At 70.1% G+C, this 18749-nt stretch carries 34 protein-coding genes; 29 read left to right on the forward strand and 5 right to left on the reverse strand.

The window, feature by feature from the left end; all coding sequences use genetic code 11:
- The first annotated feature begins 77 nt into the window (after positions 1–77).
- The 11 genes from EDD90_RS16345 (at position 78) to EDD90_RS16395 (ending at position 5155) form a co-directional block, all read left to right on the forward strand.
- Positions 78–536 (forward strand): DUF4326 domain-containing protein, encoded by a 459-nt coding sequence (locus tag EDD90_RS16345; protein ID WP_123973720.1) that lies wholly within the window; start codon positions 78–80, stop codon positions 534–536.
- Positions 533–1042: a histone-like nucleoid-structuring protein Lsr2 gene (locus EDD90_RS16350; RefSeq protein WP_123973721.1), complete on the forward strand. Its 510-nt coding sequence runs from the start codon at positions 533–535 to the stop codon at positions 1040–1042. Before EDD90_RS16345 ends, EDD90_RS16350 begins: the two co-directional genes overlap by 4 nt.
- Positions 1043–1119: 77 nt before the next feature.
- A complete protein-coding gene (locus EDD90_RS16355; protein WP_123973722.1) occupies positions 1120–1986 on the forward strand; it encodes a hypothetical protein in 867 nt (288 codons plus the stop codon).
- A complete protein-coding gene (locus tag EDD90_RS16360; RefSeq protein WP_123973723.1) occupies positions 1983–2255 on the forward strand; it encodes a hypothetical protein in 273 nt (90 codons plus the stop codon). The genes EDD90_RS16355 and EDD90_RS16360 overlap by 4 nt, the downstream gene beginning before the upstream one ends.
- The gene (locus EDD90_RS16365) at positions 2255–2587 is read left to right on the forward strand and encodes a helix-turn-helix domain-containing protein (protein WP_123973724.1); all 333 of its coding nucleotides are present in this window, start codon (positions 2255–2257) and stop codon (positions 2585–2587) included. The genes EDD90_RS16360 and EDD90_RS16365 overlap by 1 nt, the downstream gene beginning before the upstream one ends.
- A gap of 117 nt (positions 2588–2704) precedes the next feature.
- Complete coding sequence (locus tag EDD90_RS16370) at positions 2705–3145, forward strand: hypothetical protein (protein WP_185149116.1); 441 nt, start codon at positions 2705–2707, stop codon at positions 3143–3145.
- Complete coding sequence (locus tag EDD90_RS16375) at positions 3142–3534, forward strand: hypothetical protein (RefSeq protein ID WP_123973725.1); 393 nt, start codon at positions 3142–3144, stop codon at positions 3532–3534. Before EDD90_RS16370 ends, EDD90_RS16375 begins: the two co-directional genes overlap by 4 nt.
- Complete coding sequence (locus EDD90_RS16380) at positions 3531–3788, forward strand: hypothetical protein (RefSeq protein WP_123973726.1); 258 nt, start codon at positions 3531–3533, stop codon at positions 3786–3788. Before EDD90_RS16375 ends, EDD90_RS16380 begins: the two co-directional genes overlap by 4 nt.
- Entirely contained in the window at positions 3785–3991 is a 207-nt protein-coding gene (locus EDD90_RS16385) for a hypothetical protein (RefSeq protein WP_123973727.1), read from the forward strand. Before EDD90_RS16380 ends, EDD90_RS16385 begins: the two co-directional genes overlap by 4 nt.
- Positions 3988–4785: a hypothetical protein gene (locus EDD90_RS16390; RefSeq protein ID WP_123973728.1), complete on the forward strand. Its 798-nt coding sequence runs from the start codon at positions 3988–3990 to the stop codon at positions 4783–4785. The genes EDD90_RS16385 and EDD90_RS16390 overlap by 4 nt, the downstream gene beginning before the upstream one ends.
- A 4-nt stretch (positions 4786–4789) precedes the next feature.
- Positions 4790–5155 (forward strand): hypothetical protein, encoded by a 366-nt coding sequence (locus tag EDD90_RS16395; RefSeq protein WP_123973729.1) that lies wholly within the window; start codon positions 4790–4792, stop codon positions 5153–5155.
- 355 nt (positions 5156–5510) lie between these two features.
- Here EDD90_RS16395 and EDD90_RS16400 read toward each other — a convergent pair whose 3' ends face one another.
- Positions 5511–6050 (reverse strand): hypothetical protein, encoded by a 540-nt coding sequence (locus EDD90_RS16400; RefSeq protein ID WP_123973730.1) that lies wholly within the window; start codon positions 6048–6050, stop codon positions 5511–5513.
- 170 nt (positions 6051–6220) lie between these two features.
- On the opposite strand from EDD90_RS16400, the gene EDD90_RS55480 reads away from it, so the two are divergent.
- The 8 genes from EDD90_RS55480 to EDD90_RS16435 all read left to right on the forward strand — a co-directional run bounded on the left by EDD90_RS55480 (position 6221) and on the right by EDD90_RS16435 (position 9844).
- Positions 6221–6382 carry a hypothetical protein gene (locus tag EDD90_RS55480; protein WP_185149117.1) on the forward strand — a complete coding sequence of 54 codons (162 nt, stop codon included), beginning with the start codon at positions 6221–6223 and terminating at the stop codon, positions 6380–6382.
- Positions 6382–6585, forward strand: coding sequence for a hypothetical protein (locus EDD90_RS16405; RefSeq protein WP_123973731.1), 204 nt, complete (start codon positions 6382–6384; stop codon positions 6583–6585). The genes EDD90_RS55480 and EDD90_RS16405 overlap by 1 nt, the downstream gene beginning before the upstream one ends.
- A 79-nt stretch (positions 6586–6664) precedes the next feature.
- Positions 6665–7798 (forward strand): DUF2637 domain-containing protein, encoded by a 1134-nt coding sequence (locus EDD90_RS16410; protein WP_398924622.1) that lies wholly within the window; start codon positions 6665–6667, stop codon positions 7796–7798.
- The gene (locus tag EDD90_RS55485) at positions 7795–7953 is read left to right on the forward strand and encodes a hypothetical protein (RefSeq protein ID WP_185149118.1); all 159 of its coding nucleotides are present in this window, start codon (positions 7795–7797) and stop codon (positions 7951–7953) included. The genes EDD90_RS16410 and EDD90_RS55485 overlap by 4 nt, the downstream gene beginning before the upstream one ends.
- Positions 7954–7955: 2 nt before the next feature.
- Positions 7956–8462 (forward strand): hypothetical protein, encoded by a 507-nt coding sequence (locus EDD90_RS16420; protein ID WP_123973732.1) that lies wholly within the window; start codon positions 7956–7958, stop codon positions 8460–8462.
- Positions 8459–9079, forward strand: coding sequence for a hypothetical protein (locus EDD90_RS16425; protein ID WP_123973733.1), 621 nt, complete (start codon positions 8459–8461; stop codon positions 9077–9079). Before EDD90_RS16420 ends, EDD90_RS16425 begins: the two co-directional genes overlap by 4 nt.
- A 21-nt stretch (positions 9080–9100) precedes the next feature.
- Positions 9101–9280 (forward strand): hypothetical protein, encoded by a 180-nt coding sequence (locus tag EDD90_RS16430; RefSeq protein ID WP_123973734.1) that lies wholly within the window; start codon positions 9101–9103, stop codon positions 9278–9280.
- 165 nt (positions 9281–9445) lie between these two features.
- Entirely contained in the window at positions 9446–9844 is a 399-nt protein-coding gene (locus EDD90_RS16435) for a hypothetical protein (protein WP_123973735.1), read from the forward strand.
- Positions 9845–9907: 63 nt separating this feature from the next.
- On the opposite strand, the gene EDD90_RS16440 is transcribed toward EDD90_RS16435, so the two are convergent.
- The 4 genes from EDD90_RS16440 to EDD90_RS16455 are packed head-to-tail and all read right to left on the reverse strand — an operon-like array spanning position 9908 to position 10861.
- Positions 9908–10222 carry a hypothetical protein gene (locus EDD90_RS16440; RefSeq protein WP_123973736.1) on the reverse strand — a complete coding sequence of 105 codons (315 nt, stop codon included), beginning with the start codon at positions 10220–10222 and terminating at the stop codon, positions 9908–9910.
- Positions 10219–10404, reverse strand: a complete 186-nt coding sequence (locus EDD90_RS16445) for a hypothetical protein (protein ID WP_123973737.1) — start codon at positions 10402–10404, stop codon at positions 10219–10221. The genes EDD90_RS16440 and EDD90_RS16445 overlap by 4 nt, the downstream gene beginning before the upstream one ends.
- Positions 10401–10613 carry a hypothetical protein gene (locus EDD90_RS16450; RefSeq protein WP_123973738.1) on the reverse strand — a complete coding sequence of 71 codons (213 nt, stop codon included), beginning with the start codon at positions 10611–10613 and terminating at the stop codon, positions 10401–10403. Before EDD90_RS16450 ends, EDD90_RS16445 begins: the two co-directional genes overlap by 4 nt.
- Entirely contained in the window at positions 10610–10861 is a 252-nt protein-coding gene (locus EDD90_RS16455; RefSeq protein WP_123973739.1) for a hypothetical protein, read from the reverse strand. The genes EDD90_RS16450 and EDD90_RS16455 overlap by 4 nt, the downstream gene beginning before the upstream one ends.
- Positions 10862–10961: 100 nt before the next feature.
- Between EDD90_RS16455 and EDD90_RS16460 the strand changes: the two genes are divergently transcribed.
- The 10 genes from EDD90_RS16460 to EDD90_RS16505 all read left to right on the forward strand — a co-directional run bounded on the left by EDD90_RS16460 (position 10962) and on the right by EDD90_RS16505 (position 18717).
- Positions 10962–11348, forward strand: a complete 387-nt coding sequence (locus tag EDD90_RS16460; protein WP_123973740.1) for a WYL domain-containing protein — start codon at positions 10962–10964, stop codon at positions 11346–11348.
- A 17-nt stretch (positions 11349–11365) separates the two neighbouring features.
- The gene (locus tag EDD90_RS16465) at positions 11366–11836 is read left to right on the forward strand and encodes a hypothetical protein (protein WP_123973741.1); all 471 of its coding nucleotides are present in this window, start codon (positions 11366–11368) and stop codon (positions 11834–11836) included.
- Between the two features lie 113 nt (positions 11837–11949).
- Positions 11950–12486 carry a hypothetical protein gene (locus tag EDD90_RS16470; protein WP_123973742.1) on the forward strand — a complete coding sequence of 179 codons (537 nt, stop codon included), beginning with the start codon at positions 11950–11952 and terminating at the stop codon, positions 12484–12486.
- A complete protein-coding gene (locus tag EDD90_RS16475) occupies positions 12483–12818 on the forward strand; it encodes a hypothetical protein (RefSeq protein ID WP_123973743.1) in 336 nt (111 codons plus the stop codon). The genes EDD90_RS16470 and EDD90_RS16475 overlap by 4 nt, the downstream gene beginning before the upstream one ends.
- A complete protein-coding gene (locus tag EDD90_RS58580) occupies positions 12815–14155 on the forward strand; it encodes a phage terminase large subunit (RefSeq protein ID WP_123973744.1) in 1341 nt (446 codons plus the stop codon). The genes EDD90_RS16475 and EDD90_RS58580 overlap by 4 nt, the downstream gene beginning before the upstream one ends.
- 114 nt (positions 14156–14269) lie before the next feature.
- On the forward strand, positions 14270–14509 hold the full coding sequence (locus EDD90_RS16485; RefSeq protein WP_123973745.1) for a hypothetical protein: 240 nt from the start codon (positions 14270–14272) through the stop codon (positions 14507–14509).
- Positions 14506–14733, forward strand: coding sequence for a hypothetical protein (locus tag EDD90_RS16490; protein WP_123973746.1), 228 nt, complete (start codon positions 14506–14508; stop codon positions 14731–14733). The genes EDD90_RS16485 and EDD90_RS16490 overlap by 4 nt, the downstream gene beginning before the upstream one ends.
- Positions 14730–16094 (forward strand): phage portal protein, encoded by a 1365-nt coding sequence (locus EDD90_RS16495; RefSeq protein ID WP_123973747.1) that lies wholly within the window; start codon positions 14730–14732, stop codon positions 16092–16094. The genes EDD90_RS16490 and EDD90_RS16495 overlap by 4 nt, the downstream gene beginning before the upstream one ends.
- Positions 16094–17317 carry a head maturation protease, ClpP-related gene (locus EDD90_RS16500; RefSeq protein ID WP_185149119.1) on the forward strand — a complete coding sequence of 408 codons (1224 nt, stop codon included), beginning with the start codon at positions 16094–16096 and terminating at the stop codon, positions 17315–17317. Before EDD90_RS16495 ends, EDD90_RS16500 begins: the two co-directional genes overlap by 1 nt.
- On the forward strand, positions 17314–18717 hold the full coding sequence (locus EDD90_RS16505) for a phage major capsid protein (protein ID WP_123973749.1): 1404 nt from the start codon (positions 17314–17316) through the stop codon (positions 18715–18717). Before EDD90_RS16500 ends, EDD90_RS16505 begins: the two co-directional genes overlap by 4 nt.
- The last annotated feature ends 32 nt before the right edge of the window (positions 18718–18749 follow it).

Raw genomic sequence — 18749 nt, forward strand, 5'->3', positions numbered from 1 at the left:
CAGACCAACCACCCCAACACCACCCAACCAACCAAACGCCGCCACAACACCACCAACTACTGAACGGACAGTCAGTAATGACCCAGATCAGCCGCCAGATCGCCCTCGACACACAGCCCCGCCGCATCCAACGCCGCCGACTCAAGGGCTGGCGCGCACCGGCCGGCGCCGTCTACGTCGGCCGCGGTAGCCGCTGGGGCAACCCGTGCACGCAGGTGCGGATGCCCGCCCTCGACGGCTCCGAGTGGGAGCGCGAGGGCCGTCTCGGGAAGGCGTCCGGCCAGTACCACGCGTTCGTGCACCCGGACAAGACGGTGACCTCGCACCTGGTGCAGGACGCCACTCGGGAGCAGGCCGTGGCCATGTTCCGGGAGTGGGTCGACCTGATGCCCAGGCTGGCCGCCGCGGCGCGTGCTGAGCTCCGTGGCCGGGACCTCATGTGCTGGTGCCCGCTCGTGGACGACGAGGGCAATCCGGTGCCGTGTCACGCGGACGTGCTGCTGGAGCTGGCGAACGAGCCCGGCCGCGAGCCGTGACCATCGCCGCGTTCCGCGCCCTCCTCGACGAGATCGACACCCAAGGCGGCCCCGAGGCCGCCCGCACGAATCGCCTCCACCTCCCCGACGAAGGGACCGAACCCGTGAACACCACCGTCCATGCGGCCCAGGCCGCCAACTCCGACCAGCTGCCCGTCGGCAAGCTCCTCGCGTGGGGTGACGCCCACCTCGACCCGGAGATCCAGGACCAGGCCGCCCGCGCCCGCGCCGCCCTCGTAGGCCTGCGCCAGCGGTACGCCGCCGACCAGGAGCTGACCGCCATTACCACCGAGGCCGAGCAGCTGGAGAAGCGGCTTGCCGAACTCCGGGCCCGGGAGCAGGAGCTGGCGCCGGCGAAGAAACCGCGGAAGAAGACGCCGCTCGACTACGACGCGGGGGTTGTGCGGGCGTGGGCGCGTGAGCAGGGCGTTGCGTGCCCGGAGCGGGGGCGGGTGCCGAAGGCGGTGCTGGAGGCGTGGCGGGAGTCGTTGCCGCAGTCCGCGTGACCACGAGCACGGCCGCCCGCGCTGGTATCGCGGGCGGCCGGCCAGACCGATCCCATCACACGACCAGGAGCCACACCATGACCGACCGATCCACGGGCCCGCGCTGCGGGAACAACCCGAACACCCGCCTCACACCCGGCGACCGGAAGGCCGTCGACGACTTCAAGGCCCGCCTCGCCCTCCAGGCCGCCGCGAAGCCGTACATCGAGAGTGCGGCATGGGTCGACTTCGACCCCCTGATGGAGGTCATCGCCGCCACCGTGTGGGGGCACTGCGCCCGCGATGACGCGGAGATGCCGCAGCTGGTGCGTGATGATCCGCGCACGATCGCTGCGTTCGCTGCTGCTGTGGCCCGTGCGCACGCTGCTGCTGCGCCGGCGGCCGCGACCGACCAGACCGCGCTCCGCGACCGCATCGCCGACGCCCTCCGCGTCCACTACCACTGCCCCGGCGACCTCGACCCCGACGGGCCCATCCCCTGCGCCTGCGGCTGGATGGACCCGGGCCCGGACGCCACGCACGAGACGGACTTCGACGCGCACATGGCGGATGTGGTGCTGGGGGTGCTCACCGGCTCGGTGCCCCCGCCTACTGACCCGGCTGAACGCCACGGCCGGTACGCGCAGGCCGTTCGCGCGGCGGCGGACACCGCGTACGGGAACAGCCCGTTCTACGACGCGGTCACCGCCGCCGTCATCGCCGTCGCGGACGCCGAGCAGGCCGAGCTGCGCCGCGACCGTGACCTCGCTATCGCCCACGACCGTCAGCCGTACCCGACCGCGTGGGCCTACGAGCAGGCCTGCAAGGCACTCCGCCGCAAGACCGAGGCGATCGAGAGGGTGCGCGCCCTGCATGCCCCTGACGGGAACGGCGAATGCCAGCACTGCCATCACAGCGCACCGTGCCCGACCGTGCAGGGTCTGGACGACGGGCCGCGCCCGTGAGCAACGCACAGCTGATCGCCGACGCAATCGACACCCTCATCACCCTCGGCTGGGCCGCACTCGCCTGGCTCGCCGTCCTCGCCGCAGCCGTCACGGTCGTGCTGTTCGCCGGAACCGCCGTCGGGGCATGGGCCGTATCCGCCGTGTGGCGGCGCACGGTCGGCCCGTCCTGGGCGCGCGGACGCCTCCGCGCCCGAATCCTCGCCCGCACCCGCGTCAGGCGCTCCAGCAGGCGCACAGCCGCCCAGGACTACCGGGAGGCAGCCTGATGCCACCCCGCCTCGCCCAAGACCTCCCCATCTCCCGCATCGTCGGCGCCCACATCCACGCGCTACGCACCGAACGCGGCTGGTCCCTCCGCGAACTCGGCCGCCAAGCCGGAGCAGCAGGCAAACCCATCGGCTACGCCACCGTCGGCCGCATCGAACGCAACCGCGACCCCAGCCGACCGGCCGTCGCCGTCATCGTCGATGACCTCGTCTTCCTCGCAGGCGTGTTCGCGGTGCGGCCCGAGCAACTGCTCACCGCGCCCGCATGCTTCGCCTGCATGGACCGGCCGCCGGCTGGGTTCTCCTGCCGCAGCTGCGGGGCCGAAGCGTGATCGCCCGCGGCATCGCCGTCGGCGTCATCTGCGCCCCGTTCATCTCCGCCGCCCTGCTCGGCCTCAGCCGGGCCGGGCGCGCCCTCCACACCCGCCTCACCCGAAAGGACAGCTGACATGGGCTGGTCCAGCGCCAACGAGATCTTCAACCCCGTCGCCCGCTCCCTCCAAGAAGCCGGCGTCTCCGACCAGACGAAGCGGAAGGTCCTCGGCGACCTCATCGGCGGCCTCCAGGACGGCGACTGGGACACCGAAGACGAGTCCCTGGAGCAGTTCCTCGACGACCCCGCGATCATCGCCGCGTTCCACGACCACACGGTCCACACCCAGGACCGGCGCTGCTGCAGCGCTGTGCATGCCGGCGACCCGCGGGCGCATCTGCTGGCGATGCGGCACGAGGACGTCACCGAGGACGAGATGGCGGCCGCGGTCGACGCCTTCGCCCACCAGCTCGCCGAGCGGATCCGGGCGACTCGGGACGACACCAAGGGCGCGGTGCAGGCCACGAAGGTCATGGACTTCGCCGCCGACCTGATCGACCCGGCAGTGACCCGATGACCCGCAGGAAGAAGACCGGCCACCACCGCAGCGGCGACCCCCGCAAAACCGGCGGCGACATCGCCGGCCCCGGCGGCCCCCACGACCGCAACAGCGTGATCATCGACACCACCAACGCCGTCCTCCTCGACAACAGCAACGTCTGCCTCGTCGAGACCGCCAACGGCTCCGTGGCCATGGCGATGCTCCTCGAAGGCCGCATCAACAAGACCACCGACCGCGCCCGCAACCTGTACCTCCTCAACGGCGACGGCGCAGCCGCGATCATCACCGAACTCCTCGCGCTCGCCCACCGCATCGGGCCCGAGTTCGGCGACCGGCTCATGGCCCGCATCACACACCTGCTCGACACCGACGCCTTCACCGGCCAGCAAGGAGACCAGTCATGACCGACCGCCACCCCTCCACCACCCACCTGCTGCGCTACTTCGAGTGGAGCCACCTGCCCGAGCAGCTCCAAGGGTTCAGCCAGCCGTTCGCACAGCTGGCGTACGAACTCGTGGGCTACCTGGACGATGGCCCCGAGCTGACGGCCGGCCTGCGGAAGCTGCTGGAAGCGAAGGACTGCATCGTCCGCGCCGCCGTCGACCAGATGCGCGACGAGGCGGCGGCCGCCGAGCCGGATGGTGGCGAGCAGCAGTGACCGGCCCGTCGTCCACACCCCGGCCGGAGCACACGCCCCGGCCGGGCGTCACCTGGAACACCGAGCTCGTGTCGCTCGGCGAGATCGTCGTCGACTGCGACGACGGCGAGTCCCCCTTCGGCTGGCGCGAGCTGCCCGCGCCGTCGGCCACGAACCGCGAGACCCGGCGCGCGGTCGCGCGCGCAGCACGGAGGAAGAAATGACCGACCAGCCCAAGCGCATCACCATCGACGCACCCGACGGCCTGACCATCCTCGCCGCCCGGCACCTCGACGCCACGGAAGGCCGCGTCCAGGTCGGCACCGCGGTGGACACGGCGACCCGGACCGCGATCACCCGCGTGCTCGCCTACGTGGCCAAGGCGCACAACAGCCGTCCCACACCCACCGCGGACCGCCGGGCCGAGCCGAGCGCCGAGGCGCGCGAGCTGATGACCCAGCACGACCAGCTCGACCTCGCCAACATGGTCGTCGCCCTCCACAAGCTCGAAGCCGACGCGCGTGCCGAACGCGACACCGCCCGCCAGCACGCCGCCGCGATCGCAGGCCAACGCGATCGGCTCCGCCAGCGCATGAACGCGCTCGCTGACCGGTGGGAACACGCGCTCGCCGTCGATAAGCCGTACGCCTGTACTCTGCGCGAGGAGATCTCCTGCGATCCGTACGCGTCTGTGTCCATGGCCGTTCACCAGTACCGGGCTGACGACGGCGCCCAGAGGTGGGCGGCGCGCTGCTGGGGCACCGAGACCTGCGACGGGTGGCTGTCCCTCGGCCACGACACACAGCGGTGGGCGGAGATCGTGCGTGACCGGCACGTTGCCGAGGAGCACGCCGCCCTCGACGAGCCCGCACCCGAACCGGCAGCCGAGGACCTGGCCGCCACCATCCTCCGCATCCACGCGCTCGCTGAGCAGCATCCAGTCGCCATCCCCACCCACCTTGTAGACGCCGCCCTCGACCAGCCTGCGCCCGAACCAGCAGCGACCGAGGAGCACTAGCCCCATGGGAACCAACTACTACGTCCACACCCCCGCCTGCGCCAACGCCTGCGAACACTGCTCCGCAAGCGAACAACTCCACCTCGGTAAGTCCTCGATGGGCTGGCGATTCCTGTTCCAAGCCGAACCCGACTGGCCACGCGAGCAGGCGTACAGCCTGTGGCTGGAGCGCGCGAAGTCTGGGGAGATCCGCGACGAGTACGGGCGGGCGACAACCCTTGATGAACTGCTGGCCTTCGTGCAGAAGAAGCAGGACGGGCGCAGCCACGTCGGCATCCGCCCCCAGCTGTCGAGCGCCCTGTACGCGAGCATGCGCGAGGCCGACTTCGACTGTGGCGGCTACGACTTCTGCGACCGGTACTTCAGCTGACGTGGCATCCTGGTTGCGGCTCGGCTCCAACCGGCTACGCGGGCGTCCCATTGGCGTGAGACCCCTACCGCCCCGGCTCTCCTCTACTGCGGGAGAGGCCGGGGCGGTCGTGCGTTCAGACATGGAGCGGCCCGCTGCTGAAGGAGCAGCGGGCCGCCGCCTCGAAGGGCACCCCTCACGGGGGACCCCGACGCTACGCCCCACCCCGGCCGGAACGGAACCCCTGCGACGCGGCTTGACACTCGTGTGAGCATGGGTGTGCCGTCCGGTCGTACCGCTGCTCCGACCGGGACGGTGCTACTCACAGCAAGAGCCCCGCCGGTCCAGGCCCGGCGGGGCTCTCGTTCGTTCAGGGCTACGGCACACGCTTCAGCTTCGCGGCGACCGTGGCCGCCTCATGCCACACCTGCGCCCGCTCCTCCAGATCACGGCGCATCTCTGCCTCCGCCTCCGTCGACAGTTCCTGCGCCTTCACCGTAAGCGCCTCGACCACCTCGGCGACAACAGCCGCTCGGTAGGCGTCGAGCAGCTTCACCGCGTCATCCCACGGCATGCCGTACGCCTCGGGTACCGGGTGCCACGACGGCGAGGACAGGTCGGACAGGACCGCGATGCGCGGGTCCACGGTCGTACTCACGGGATCTCCTTGCTGCTGTGGGCGCCGCTTCTTACGCGGCTCCTTGGCGGGCCCCCGACCGGGCTTCCGCGCCTGGATGTACGGCGCGAGCAGCTCGTAGGGGAGCATCCGCGTCTTGCCCACGACGCGGTAGTCATTAGGCCCGATCGGCCAGCCAGACTGCGGATCACGAGCCAGCCTGCGCAGGCCTTCCGCCGTCATGCTCTGGGCGATGCCGTCTCTGACGAGCCGATCGGCAGCCTCGGCGAAGGACAGCATCAGCGGCTGCTCCTCTCCTGGCGTGTCTTCGGGCATGGCTCAGCCTCCCAGACTTCTTGCGTTGAACGCAAGAAGTCGCTACGTTCGTACAGCACCAACAAGTACGCCCGGCAGGGGGCGCAACCCCTGCCGGGCAAGCCATCCACCTGCTTCACCAGGAGAGATGACCAATGCCGGAGTCTACGGCCCAACCCCAAGCACAGCCCAGCCCCCGCACCGAGCCCACCCCCATCACCGCCGACGCCACCGCCACGCCCGGCGAACTCCTCGCCCGCGCCCAAGCCGACTACGCCAACGCGCACCCCGCCGACCCCGACGGAGGCGACCAGTAGTGGGGCTCCTCGACCGGCTGTTCGGCGACGACCACCAACGCGCCGCGACGAAGTACGAGGGCCGCGAGTCCGCAACCGACCGCGCCGCCCGGCAACGCCGCCAGTCCCACCGGCGTACCGGCGCCCAGCGCGCCGCCCAACAGGGCCAAGCCTGGGAAGACCGCGACCGCAAACGCCGCGGCACCAGCTTCTGGACCTGGTAACCCACCCCGATCGGCCGGCCCCGCGCGAACCCGTTCCCCCACGGCGCGCGGGGCCGGCTCCTCGCTCCGGAGGAGCACCGTGACGACCCCCACCGGCGACCGCCCCGACCTCACAACCCTGCAGCGCCGACTCATCATCGCCGTCGCCGCCGGAGCCGCCACGATCGCAGCCATCGGATTCGTCGGCTCCTACGCCGCGGTGCGCCGTCTCGCCGAGGCGAAGCACTTCGGTGGCTTCGCCATGATCTTCCCGATCGGCATCGACGCAGGCATCCTCGTCCTCCTCGCCCTCGACCTGCTGCTCACCTGGCTGCGGATGCCGCTCGCCATGCTCCGCCACACCGCATGGCTCCTCACCACGGCCACGATCGCGTTCAACGGCGCTGCGGCATGGCCCGACCCGATCGGCACCGGCATGCACGCCGTGATCCCCGTCCTGTTCGTGGTCGTCGTCGAGGCGGCCCGCCACGCGATCGGCCGGACCGCGGACATCACGGCCGGGCGGCACATGGACTCCGTCCGCGTCTCCCGGTGGCTCCTCGACCCGATCTCCACGTTCCGCATGTGGCGGCGCATGAAGCTGTGGGAGCTGCGTTCCTACGACCAGGTGATCCAGCTGGAGCAGTCCCGGCTCGTCGAGCGGGCCAGGCTGCGAGCGAGGTACGGACGACGCTGGAGGAGCAAGGCCCCCGTCTCGGCGGTCATGGCCCTGCGACTCACCCGCTACGGGCGCGCCCTGGCTCCGGTGCCCGGCGTCCTCAACATTGAGCCCGACCCGGCTCACACCCCCGTGAGCCGTGAGCCCGATCCGGTTGAGCCTGAGCCGGTCGACTACGAGACGACCGTCCACACCGCCCTCGGTGTCGCCGGGGGCGAGCCGCGCCCAGCGTTGGCCGACCCGATCCAACTGGCCGCCATCACCTCCGGAACCCCCGCTGACCTGCCCGTCTCACGTGAGCCGGTCTTGAGCCCGGCCGAGCCCATCACCGTGAGCCGTCCCGAGCCGAGCCCTGAGCCGGTCGGTGAAGGGGGTGAGCCGGCCGACGACGAGATCGAGCAGCAGATCACCACGCTGGCTCACCGGCTGAGGTCCGGCGAGCGGCTCACCAAGACCACCGCGGCTCAACTCCTCGGCGTGAGCCCGGCCACCGCGGGCCGTCGGCTCAAGGACGCCCGCGCCCGCATCGGAGAAGGAACGGGGAACTATCTGTGAGCCTCTTCTGGCCCCTGGCCGCGCTCCTCGGCGCGGCCGGCCTCCACGCCATAGCACCCCGCCGCGCCCCGCTCCTCTACCTCGGCCCCGCCGCCTGCACCGTCGCCCTCATCACCCTCGCCGTCGCCTACGTCGCGGCCGTCTGGAGTCACTGACCATGCCGTACACCGTCATCAACCTGGGAGGCGTCGCCGTCGGCGTCGGCATCATCCTCATGTTCTTGATCCGCTGGTGGTTCCGGGAGAAACGCCAGTGGGCCGCCCTCGTCCCCTTCGTGCTCGCGCACCTCTACGGTCTGTTGGCCGCGCTCGCCACGTTCACCGCCTGGTCCCTCCTCGGCATCGTCACGTGGGCCGCGATCTGGGCTGCGAACGCCGCCGGGTACGCCGGTCTGGTCTGGGGTGTCGGCGGCAACTCGCCGATGGTGACCCGCGGCCATCCGATCGTGCTGACGAACGGCGGGTTCGTCGTCGTTTTCCTGTTCACGCTGGTGTTCTTCGCCCTGTGGAAGTGGGCGCCCCGTATCTCGAACGGCAAGTTGAGCGCTGGCGCGTTCTCCGGAGTGTGCCTGGCCTTGTCCGGATCGGTGGCCGGCATCGCGGCGGTGCCGCTCGGGTCCGGGGCGAACATGCTCGGCGCCCTGTTCACGGGGACGTTCGCGTGAGCGCGGGGGAGCAGCCAGCGACGGAGGCCGCGGTCGAGGAGACCGAACCGGACGCGGAGCCGCGGCAGATGAGCGAGCGGACCGCGAAGGCGATCGTCGTCGTCGTCGCGGCCGGCGCCGTGTGGGGGCTGGTGGTCGCGTTCCCATGGATCGCGTACGTGATTGTCGGGGTGCTGGGGACGCTCGGCTGGCAGAAGATCCGCGGCTGGATCGGCCACCGGGAGGGGAGCGGCGAGGAGGCCGATGCGGACGAGACGGACGCCGTCCAGGCTGCGGCCAGTCTCCGCCGTGAACTCGTCTCCGCCCTCCACGCTGTCGGTGCTCCCCACGCCCACATCACCGCGCTCGCCGAGCACCTCGGCGCCCCCAACGACCGCGTCCGCACGGCCCTCAACGATGCCGGAATCCCCATCTCCGGCGGGGTCCGTATGAAGGGCCGGAAGGTGGCCGTGTCGCCGGGGGTGAAGCGGGAGGACTTCCCGCCGCTCCCCTCTCCCGACGAGGACGGCTCTGTGGAAGGGGTGTTGACCAGCAACAACAACAGCAACAACGCCTACGTTCTGGAGGACGACGACAAGAACCCGGTACGCACGCACGTCCGCTGGCGCGCCGGGTAGCCGTTCAGGGATGCTTGCTCCATGCCCGCGACGATCCGGTTCACCGGCGAAGACAAAGACCTCACCCTCGACGAGCTGGCGCAGTTCGTGAAGGACGCCCGCAGTGCCGGCGTCCCCGGCGACAACCCGGTCCGCGCGGACGTGTCGACGTCGGGGAAGATCAAGGTGGTTGAGGTTCTGCTGGACGTCGACCGCAGCTGACGGCCGCGTGCCAGACTTGGTGCAGCCGGGTCCTGGTCGAGCATCCGGCGCCCCTGAGAAGGCCCACCGCGTTCCCCCGTCGCGGTGGGCCTTCGCCCATTCCCGGGGCCGGTTGTCGGCGGCCGGCGCTACGATCCGGGGCATTCACCGGTCCTTGGGGGGATCATGCGTAGAACCGCCGTCATCGGCCTATTCGCCTGCCTGGCACTCACCGGCTGTTCCAACACGGGCAGCAGCACCGCGGACGCGAAGCCGAGCCCGAGCAAGACCGTCAGCAAGGCGGACCGTTACCTGACCGTTGCGCACGGCATCTCGTTCAACGGGGACCCGGGCGACGATGTGCTGCTGACGTTCCCGGCGAAGTGGTGCGGCGCGTTGGATGCGGGGCACAGCGTGAAGTGGATGTTCGACAGTACGGGTGGGGGTGGCCTGTATCCGTGGGGTGCTGATTGGGGGACGGCGCAGCAGGACGCGGACACGCTGGTGGTGGCAGGGGTGAAGGCGTACTGCCCGCGCAACCTCAAGGCGGTGGCTGACGAGTTGCGGGCGTCGGGCGAGTACTGACCTGCCGACGAGGTGAAGGCCCCATCCGGGAGGGTTCCGGGCGGGGCCTTCGTCATGCGGCGGCTACCAGCGGTCGGGCGAGCGGAGGAACTCCGCCCACGGAACGATCTCCGCGTCCGGCGCCAACTGGAGCTCGGCGCGGCGCAGGAACTCGTCCAGTTCGATGGTTCCGGCGTATGGCTGGTCGGGGTCGTGGAACTCGGCGATCACGGGGTCGTAGTCATCGCCCCAGGTGTTGACATCTGGGTTGGCGTGCCGTTCGACGCTGCCGTGCCCGAACCGGTAGCGGAGGTAGAGGTACTGGCCTTCGGTGGTCCAGGCGTCCCATTGGGAGGGGCATGCTTGGCAGGTCTCGACTACGCGGGCGAGCGTGGTCATGGTGTGGGTTCCTCGTCCGGGCGCACCGGGCCCGCGCCGACCTCGACCCACTGTGAGCCGTCCCAGCGGACAGTCAGCGGCTCATCCGTGTACTTGTCGGCTCCTGTCCGGGTGCCGGCCTCGCCGTCGTCGAGGTAAGCCGTCGACTCGCTCCCGGACTCGGTGCGGTAGTTGACCTTCATGTGGTCGTCTCCTCGCTGCCCACCGAGCGCGGTCGGAGCCCGGCCCGCCACTTCTCCGCCAGCTCCTGCGCCGTCCACCCTGCCGCACGCAGGGTCGCGAGGCCGCGCGCGAACTGCTCAGCGGAGTACGACGGAATGGATGCGCTGACCCGGTGCCGGTCGAGCTGGTGCCGGGCGCGGTCGAGGTTGGGGTACGGACGGTGCGTCATGCGGTTGGCTCCTTCCTCGGGCGGCCGCCCTTGCGTGCGCGCCGCTCGGCCAGCTCCTGCTCGGCGGCCGCCAACTCGGCAAGCTCGTGCTCGTCACCGTGCTGCCGCAGGAAGTCGCGGACGTGGTCGACGAGGTCGGCGCTGCGGTCGATGCCCTGCCGGTTGGCGGCTGTTCCGTAGGCGTCCCACATGCGGCGGGGGATGCGGAACTTCGGTGAGTAGGTGTGGTCCTTGTCGTCTGGGGCCATGCCCTTATGTTCCCACACGGTTTTCTCGACGCAACCCCTTGTGTGGGTACACAGTTAAGCGTTACTGTGTACCCACAAGGAAACGAGCGAGGGGCACACGATGAGGCACACGAACCGCGAGACCACCACCCAGACCCTCACCCGCCTCATCAAGGCCCTCGACGCCAAGCACCCCGTCACCATCACCTACGTCAAGGCCGACGAGACCACCACCGTCCGCACCATCGAGATCTACGACATCGTGGTCAGCGCGGCCGGCGACATCATCCTCAAGGCCATGGACCGCGAGACCGGCGAGTCCCGCTCCTTCCGCCTCGACCGGCTCGTCTCCTACACGGTCCACCGCACCGGCTACACCGTCGCCCGCCCGGCCGCCGACGAGCCCACCCGCCCGGGCCACGGCCTCGCCACGGTCACGGTGCTGTACCCGGTCGACCTGCCCGTCCTCGCCCGCGTCGAGCTCCTCGCCGACGCCCTCGCTGCCTAACCGAAACGGAGAACCCCATGGACTTCAACGACGCCCTCAACATCGTCACCGCCGAACTCACCCCGCAGCCCTGGGACTACACCACCCCCGACGGCACCACTCTCCGCGTCATCCCCGCCGGGCTCCGCGAGGACGCCGGATACGCCGAGGTGCTCATCCGCATCACCCGCCCGGACGCAACCGGCCTCGGCGACTACGGGATCACCGGCCCGGACAGCCGGGGCGTCGCCGAGGTCGGCGTGACCACCACGGACCTGCCCAAGGTGATCGAAGCGCTCACCGAGCGAGGATGGTGGGCCGACAACACGTTGGTCTCCGGCGCTCTGCTGGTCGCGGCAGCTTCCGGAGGGGTAGTTGTGGGCGTCACGGAGACTCACGGAGCGGGACAGCACGTCGACGTCGGGATCGTTCTCCCGGAATCCCAGCGTCTCCCGCTCGCGTCGGCGCTGTCCCGGGCGCTGGACGTCGCCCGCGGCTGGGAGAACTGACCGCGCGCATGCAGAAGGCCCTCGATCCCGCCACCAGGGACCGAGGGCCTTCGCGCTACCCCTCAACCGCTCATCAGTATCCACGATGACCAACCGCCGTATCATCACAGACCATGAACACCGGTAACGAGCCACCCGTACCGGCCGAGCCCACAACCGCTCCCCGGGAACCCGCCCGCGACGCCCGCGGCCACTTCATCACCACCATCGACCACGACCAACGCGCCGCCCAAGCGGCACGCCTCCGCGCCGACAACCCCAAGATGACGTACCAGCAGATCGCCGACGCCGTCGGCTACAGCAACAAGGGCGACGCCTGGCGCGCCATCCAACGCTGCCGCGAAGCCGTCATCAAGGGCGCCGGCGCCGAACTCATCAGCGCCGAAGCACAGCAGCTCGACGACCTGTTCGTCGCCGCCCTGGAAGTGCTGGAGCGGGACCACCTCGTGGTGTCCCACGGCAAGGTCGTCACCGACACGGAGGGCCAGCCGCTCCTCGACGACGGCCCCAAGCTCGCCGCGATCCGGGAGATGCGGATGCTCCGCGAGTCGTACCGGAAGCTGTACGGCCTCGACGCCGAGCAGAAGGTGTCCGTGGCCGGGTCGGTGCGGTACGAGGTCGTCGGCGTGAACCCGGAGGAGCTGACGTGAGCAAGCACGGGCCCTGCCTCCAGTGTCTCGACCCCGCGGTGGCGTGGCTTCACTTCGCCGACGGTGCGCGGACGGTGCGGCTGTGCCAGCTGGATCTCGACGCCTGGTTCGATCTCGCTGACGACCACCCGGAGATGGAGCCCCGGATCTGGGGCTGGTTCGTCCCGCCTGTCCGCGTGCCCGACGAGATCGCGGCGTGGTTCCGTGACCCGCGCAATCACACGGCTGTCAGCTTCGCGTTGCGCCGTGAGGCCCGCGCTGACCCCGAGTGGCTGCGGGAGTTCATCTGGCGTGATGCCCGCATCCGTGGCGGCGGCCTGGTGCGGGGATGACGACCGCCCTCGACCAGGACGCGATCGTCCGGTACGAGCCCCGCGGCGCGGCCCGGGAGTTGTTCCGCGCCCGCGAGGCCGAGGTGTTCATCGCCGGACCGGCCGGCACCGGCAAGAGCCTCGCTTGCCTGTTCCGGCTGCACCTGACGGCGCTGCACAACCCGAACATCCGCTGCCTCATCGTCCGCAAGACCGCCGTGTCGCTGGGTGCGACGACCCTCGTGACCTACGAGAAGAAGGTCGCCGCGGACACGATCGCGCGCGGTATCGTCCGCTGGTTCGGCGGCAGCCCGCGGGAGGCGCCCGGCTACCGGTACAGCAACGGCGCGAAGATCGACGTTGCAGGCATGGACAAGCCCGAAAAGATCATGTCCGCGGAGTACGACCTGGTGTTCGTCGACGAGGCCACCGAACTCGCCGTCGGCGACTGGGAAGCGATCGGCACCCGCCTGCGCAACGGGATCCTGTCGTGGCAGCAGCAGATGGGCGCCTGCAACCCGGCCCACCCCACCCACTGGATCAAGCAGCGCTGCGACCAGGGCCAAGCCCGCATGCTGGTGTCCCGGCACGTCGACAACCCGGCGTACATGAACGCCGACGGCACCCCCACCGAGGTCGGCCGCGACTACTTCGCCAAGCTCGACGCCCTCACCGGCGTCCGCAAGCTGCGGCTGCGCGACGGGACATGGGCCGCCGCCGAGGGCCTGATCTACGAGGAGTTCGACGAAGCCGTCCACCTCGTCGACCAGTTCACCATCCCGCACGCCTGGACCCGCTGGATCACGGTCGACTTCGGGTTCACCAACCCGTTCGTCATGCAGTGGTGGGCCGAGGACCCGGACGGCCGACTGTTCCTGTACCGGGAGATCTACCACACCCGCCGCCTCGTCGAGGACCACGCCCGGCAGGCTCGCGGCCTGATGGTGTACCCGTCCGGGCAGTGGCGGGAGCCGCAGCCGCGCGCGGTGATCTGCGACCACGACGCGGAAGACCGGGCCACGCTGGAGAAGCACCTCCAGATGGGCACCTCGGCCGCGCACAAGTCGGTGTCGGACGGCATCCAGGCATTCCAGTCCAGGCTGAAGCTGCAACAGGACGGCCGAGCCAGGTTGTTCATCGTGCGGGGCGCGCTCGTGGAGCGGGATCCGGAGCTGGATGCGGCGCGGAAGCCGGCGTGCACGCAGGAGGAGATCACTGGCTACGTGTGGCAGGTGAAGCCGGGCGGCGCGGTGCCGGAGGTGCCGTTGAAGGAGAACGATCACGGTATGGATGCGGGCCGGTACATGGTCGCGGAGCGGGATCTGGGTGGCCGGCCGCGGATGCGGACGCTGGGCTGACGGGTTGTAGCGGTCTCGCAAACCAACCGTGATTTGTAGGGTCACGACAGCTTGCAAGGCTCATTTCGGGTCCTTAGTTGTGGGAAGTCCACAACAGCGCCTACCATCGCGCACATGACGGCAGTGATCGACGGCCTCTCTACCCACCGACACCCCCGCCTTCAGGGCGCCCTCAGCCGTCTCGCCAGCCGCACCGCCACCCTCGCCCGCGACACCGCGGAACGGCTCTCCGGGAGCCTCCTCACTGCCGTCGGGCTCGGCTGCATCGACGTCGGCGCGTTCGAGGCGCACCCCATCGCCGGGTGGATCACCACCGGGGTCACGGTGCTGCTCCTCGACTGGAAGATCGAGTGACCGGGCCCGAGCGGCCGATGACTGCCGCCGGACTCCTCGACACCGTCGAGGTCGAACGCCTCGCGCTGCAGCCCGGCGACATCCTCGTGTTCAAGTGCCCGATGCGCCTGAGCGACGCCGAATACACAGAGATCTACGAGCGGATCAAGGAGCGTCTCCCGGACACGGAGGCCATGATCCTCGAAGGCGGCATGGACATCGCGGTCCTGAGGGCCGAACCGTGAGCAGCCTCATCGGGAAGGTCCTCGCCAAGGCCGGAAGCGTTGAGCCCCCGGTCCCGTTCGCCGGCCGCGGCTTTCTTCGCCAGTCGATGATGGACGGCGGCGCCGACCCCACCAGCTACATGCGCGCCTACGGGGCGTCCGGGACGGTCTTCTCCATCGTCAGCATGCTGGCCCGGCAGACCGCGAAGAAGGACTGGCACCTCTACAGGAGCCAGCCGCAGGACGGGCGCCGCCGCTACACCACCGGCGACAAGGGATCCGACCAGCGGACCGAGGTCATCAAGCACCAGGCCATCAGCCTGTGGCACCGCCCGAATCCGTGGACGACCGGCTTCCAGTTCCGCGAGCTCGGCCAGACGTACCTCGACCTGACCGGCGAGGACTACATCGTCGTCGGCTACGACCCGCGGGCCACGTTCCCGATGAGTCTGTGGCAGGTGCGGCCGGACCGGATGGAGCCGGTGCCGTCCCGGGACGAGTACTTGCAGGGCTACATCTACTCGGGGCCGTCGGGTGAGCGGGTTCCGTTGCAGCCTCACGAGGTCATTCAGCTGAGGTATCCGAACCCGTTCGACCCGTATCACGGGCTGGGGCCGATCCAGTCGATCCTCGTCGACATCGACGCGGCCCGGTATTCGGCGCAGTGGAACCGGAACTTCTTCCTGAACAGCGCCACTCCGGGCGGTGTGATCCAGGTCGACAAGCGGCTGTCCGACGACGAGTGGAACGAGTTCACCAACCGCTGGCGGGAGACCCACCGCGGCGTCGGCGCCGCCCACCGCGTCGCCGTCCTGGAGCAGGGCGCGACGTGGGTCCCGAACGCCCACAGCATGCGGGACATGGACTTCGGCGGGCTGCGGAACGTCGGCCGGGACGTGATCCGCGAGGCGTTCGCCATGCACAAGAGCATCCTGGGCACCGCTGACGACGTGAACCGCGCAAACGCGGTGACCGCCCAGGAGCACTTCGAGTCCTTCCTCCTCACCGACCGCTTGGACCGCTGGAAGGACGTCCTCAACTGCTCCTACCTGCCGCTTTTCGGGTCGACGGGTGAGGGCGTCGAGATGGACTACGAGGACCCGGTCACCTCGAACCGTGAGGCGGACGCGCTGGAACTCAAGTCGAAGGCGCAGGCCGCTCAGCTCCTCGTCGCCGCCGGATACGACGCACATGACGTGCTGGAGACGGTCGGGTTGCCCGACATGGCGGTGGCGGAGAAGGCGACGCAGGAACCGGCCCTGCCTCCGAACTGGGTGGCCGCGCCGCCGGCCCCGGCCGAGGGCGGCGATGACGAACAGCAGAAGGCAGCCCTGGAGGCGCTGATGGCACGGCAGTTGGCATGGAACAAGGCGGGTGCCTGATGAACGTCGACGCCGCGCGGCGCTCCGTACGCCGCCTCACCAACCTCGTCCAGCAGCCCCAGGCAGGCGGCTGGTACAAGGTCATCCGCAACGACGCCGGACCCACCCGGGTCGACATCTACGACGAGATCGGCGGGAGCTGGCTGTTCGGCGGGGTGTCGGCCGCGGACTTCGTGGCCGAGCTGGCGCAGATCAACGGCGACCTGGAAGTCCACATCAACTCGCCAGGCGGCGACGTCTTCGACGGGCTCGCTATCTACAACTCGCTGGCGCAGCGGCCCGGGAACGTCACCACCGTCGTCGACGGGCTCGCCGCGTCGGCTGCCTCGTTCATCGCGCAGGCCGGGAAGGTCCGCACGATCGCCCCCGGCGCGATGATGATGATCCACGACGCGGCCGGGGCCTGCTACGGCAACGCGAGCGACATGCGCGAGTTGGCCGACCTCCTCGACAAGGTGTCCGACAACCTCGCCTCGATCTACGCCGACCGCACCGGCCGCGCTGACGGCTGGCGGGACGCCATGAAGGCCGAGACCTGGTACACGGCCGACGAGGCGGTTGCGGCCGGGCTGGCACACCGGGTGGCGGAGCGGCCAGAGGAGCAGGCGCTCGCCGCGGTGGCTGGCTTCGACCTGTCGGTGTTCGCGCACGTCCCGGACCGGCTGCGCGACAGCACACCGTCCGCGTCGGCCGCGCTGACGGAGGACGTACGGTCGCTGATCGGCGAGGAGGTCGCCGCGCAGCTGCGGGCGGCCGTCGCCCCGCAGGTCACCGCGAAGGCCCTCCCCGTCCACCACACGGCGACCGTTGACGAGCCGTGGGACGGCCCGGCCGCCGTGGCCGCGATGCCCAACGACGACACGGTGCTGGAGTACTGCTTCGCCTGGCAGTCCGACGAAGCCGCCGCCACCCCGCACAAGGAGGGCGACGGCGACGCGGACGACCAGAAGGCCAACTACAAGTTCCCGCACCACAAGACCAAGGGCGGCCCCGCCAACCTGGCGGCCTGCCGCAACGGTCTCGCCCGCCTCGAAGGCTCCTCGATCCCCGAGGGCGACAAGGCCGGCGTGAAGGCGCACCTTCAGGCCCACCTCGACGACGCCGGCCACGGCGACGACGACAAGGGCGCCCAGGACCACGCCGGAATGCCCGGCTGGCTGAACACACACGACACCGCGCCGTTCCCGGCGTGGCTGGCAGACGCCGAGGAGGCAACGAAGTGACGATCACCATTCCGGACTCCCCGGCGGGGCTGGCCGAGACTCTGAGCGACGCGGACAAGATGAAGGAGCTGTGGGCGAGCAAGGAAGCCCTCGGCGAGTTCATCGAGGGCTACGCGCAGGCCGTCGACAAGTCGAACCGCGGTGAGATCAACGCGCAGGCCCGCGAGCAGATGCAGCTGGTGCTCGCCGAGTACCTGAAGAACAACGGCTCCGACGCGAAGCCGCCGGTGGACTTCGCCGGGGAGCGTGCGCACAACCTGCGCCCGGAGATCAAGGGCCTGTCGTCCGGTGCCCGCAAGTCCCTGTACAACCGGCGCGCCCCCGGCGCGGCCGCGGATGGCATCTTCCAGGACGCGTCCGAGTTCTTCCGCTCCACCTGGTACCGGGCCGACCGGCTGAAGGACTTCGGGCAGCTGCGGCCGAAGCTGGAGAAGCTCGTCGAGGTCCAGAACTCCTACGGCAGCGAGGTCCCGGCGGACGGCGGGTTCCTCATCCCGGAGGAGCTGCGGAGCGAGATCCTTCAGCTCGCCCTGGAGACTGCGGTCGTCCGGCCGCGCGCCACGGTCATCCCCATGTCCTCGCTGCGGGTCCCGATCCCGATGATCGACGACACCTCCCACCAGTCCAGCATCCTCGGTGGCGTCGTCGGCTACTGGACCGAGGAAGCCGCGGGCCTCACCGAGTCCCAGGCCAGCTTCGGGCGCGTCGTCCTGGACGCGAAGAAGCTGACGGCCTACGCGGAGGTGCCGAACGAGCTCCTCATGGACGCCCCCGCGTTCGAGGGCTTCTTCAACGGGACCTTCCCCAAGGCCATCTCCTGGTTCGAGGACGTCGCCTTCCTCACCGGCACCGGCATGGGCGAGCCCCTGGGCTACATCAACTCCCCCGTCTCGGTGCAGGTCGCCGCCGAGAACAACCAGCCTTCCGCGACGATCGCCTGGGAGAACATCGTCAAGATGTACGCCCAGATGCTCCCCACCAGCCTGGGACGCGCGGTGTGGATCGCGAGCATCGACACCTTCCCGCAGCTCGCCACCATGGCCCTCTCGGTCGGCACCGGCGGCGGCCCCGTCTGGATCGGGAACATGGCCGGCGGCAACGGCGGCGCGGACGCCCCGCCCCTGACCATCCTCGGCCGGCCCGTGTACTTCACCGAGAAGGTCGGCCCGCTCGGCACCACCGGCGACATCAGCTTCGTGGACCTGTCGTACTACCTGATCGGCGATCGCATGGAGATGCAGTCGTCGAGCTCCGAGCACTACAAGTTCGCCAACGACAAGACCGCGTACCGCGTGATCGAGCGCGTGGACGGCCGCCCGTGGCTGCAGTCGCCGCTCACCCCCAAGAACGGCAGCAGCGCGAAGCTGTCGCCCGTCGTCCAGCTCGCGTCTCGCCCCTGACGCCTGCGGCAGTGACGCCCCGCTAACCACCC

The organism is Streptomyces sp. Ag109_O5-1, from assembly GCF_003814875.1.
In the GTDB taxonomy this organism is placed as follows: Bacteria; Actinomycetota; Actinomycetes; order Streptomycetales; family Streptomycetaceae; genus Streptomyces; species Streptomyces sasae.

What these genes read in the sequence shown, in the direction of transcription:
- EDD90_RS16345 (WP_123973720.1), top strand. Translation starts at nt 78, where the DNA reads ATGACCCAGATCAGCCGCCAGATCGCCCTCGACACACAGCCCCGCCGC.
- EDD90_RS16355 (WP_123973722.1), top strand. Translation starts at nt 1,120, where the DNA reads ATGACCGACCGATCCACGGGCCCGCGCTGCGGGAACAACCCGAACACC.
- EDD90_RS16365 (WP_123973724.1), top strand. Translation starts at nt 2,255, where the DNA reads ATGCCACCCCGCCTCGCCCAAGACCTCCCCATCTCCCGCATCGTCGGC.
- EDD90_RS16370 (WP_185149116.1), top strand. Translation starts at nt 2,705, where the DNA reads ATGGGCTGGTCCAGCGCCAACGAGATCTTCAACCCCGTCGCCCGCTCC.
- EDD90_RS16375 (WP_123973725.1), top strand. Translation starts at nt 3,142, where the DNA reads ATGACCCGCAGGAAGAAGACCGGCCACCACCGCAGCGGCGACCCCCGC.
- EDD90_RS16380 (WP_123973726.1), top strand. Translation starts at nt 3,531, where the DNA reads ATGACCGACCGCCACCCCTCCACCACCCACCTGCTGCGCTACTTCGAG.
- EDD90_RS16390 (WP_123973728.1), top strand. Translation starts at nt 3,988, where the DNA reads ATGACCGACCAGCCCAAGCGCATCACCATCGACGCACCCGACGGCCTG.
- EDD90_RS16395 (WP_123973729.1), top strand. Translation starts at nt 4,790, where the DNA reads ATGGGAACCAACTACTACGTCCACACCCCCGCCTGCGCCAACGCCTGC.
- EDD90_RS16400 (WP_123973730.1), bottom strand. Translation starts at nt 6,050, where the DNA reads ATGCTGTCCTTCGCCGAGGCTGCCGATCGGCTCGTCAGAGACGGCATC.
- EDD90_RS55480 (WP_185149117.1), top strand. Translation starts at nt 6,221, where the DNA reads ATGCCGGAGTCTACGGCCCAACCCCAAGCACAGCCCAGCCCCCGCACC.
- EDD90_RS16420 (WP_123973732.1), top strand. Translation starts at nt 7,956, where the DNA reads ATGCCGTACACCGTCATCAACCTGGGAGGCGTCGCCGTCGGCGTCGGC.
- EDD90_RS16430 (WP_123973734.1), top strand. Translation starts at nt 9,101, where the DNA reads ATGCCCGCGACGATCCGGTTCACCGGCGAAGACAAAGACCTCACCCTC.
- EDD90_RS16435 (WP_123973735.1), top strand. Translation starts at nt 9,446, where the DNA reads ATGCGTAGAACCGCCGTCATCGGCCTATTCGCCTGCCTGGCACTCACC.
- EDD90_RS16440 (WP_123973736.1), bottom strand. Translation starts at nt 10,222, where the DNA reads ATGACCACGCTCGCCCGCGTAGTCGAGACCTGCCAAGCATGCCCCTCC.
- EDD90_RS16445 (WP_123973737.1), bottom strand. Translation starts at nt 10,404, where the DNA reads ATGAAGGTCAACTACCGCACCGAGTCCGGGAGCGAGTCGACGGCTTAC.
- EDD90_RS16450 (WP_123973738.1), bottom strand. Translation starts at nt 10,613, where the DNA reads ATGACGCACCGTCCGTACCCCAACCTCGACCGCGCCCGGCACCAGCTC.
- EDD90_RS16455 (WP_123973739.1), bottom strand. Translation starts at nt 10,861, where the DNA reads ATGGCCCCAGACGACAAGGACCACACCTACTCACCGAAGTTCCGCATC.
- EDD90_RS16460 (WP_123973740.1), top strand. Translation starts at nt 10,962, where the DNA reads ATGAGGCACACGAACCGCGAGACCACCACCCAGACCCTCACCCGCCTC.
- EDD90_RS16465 (WP_123973741.1), top strand. Translation starts at nt 11,366, where the DNA reads ATGGACTTCAACGACGCCCTCAACATCGTCACCGCCGAACTCACCCCG.
- EDD90_RS16470 (WP_123973742.1), top strand. Translation starts at nt 11,950, where the DNA reads ATGAACACCGGTAACGAGCCACCCGTACCGGCCGAGCCCACAACCGCT.
- EDD90_RS58580 (WP_123973744.1), top strand. Translation starts at nt 12,815, where the DNA reads ATGACGACCGCCCTCGACCAGGACGCGATCGTCCGGTACGAGCCCCGC.
- EDD90_RS16485 (WP_123973745.1), top strand. Translation starts at nt 14,270, where the DNA reads ATGACGGCAGTGATCGACGGCCTCTCTACCCACCGACACCCCCGCCTT.
- EDD90_RS16500 (WP_185149119.1), top strand. Translation starts at nt 16,094, where the DNA reads ATGAACGTCGACGCCGCGCGGCGCTCCGTACGCCGCCTCACCAACCTC.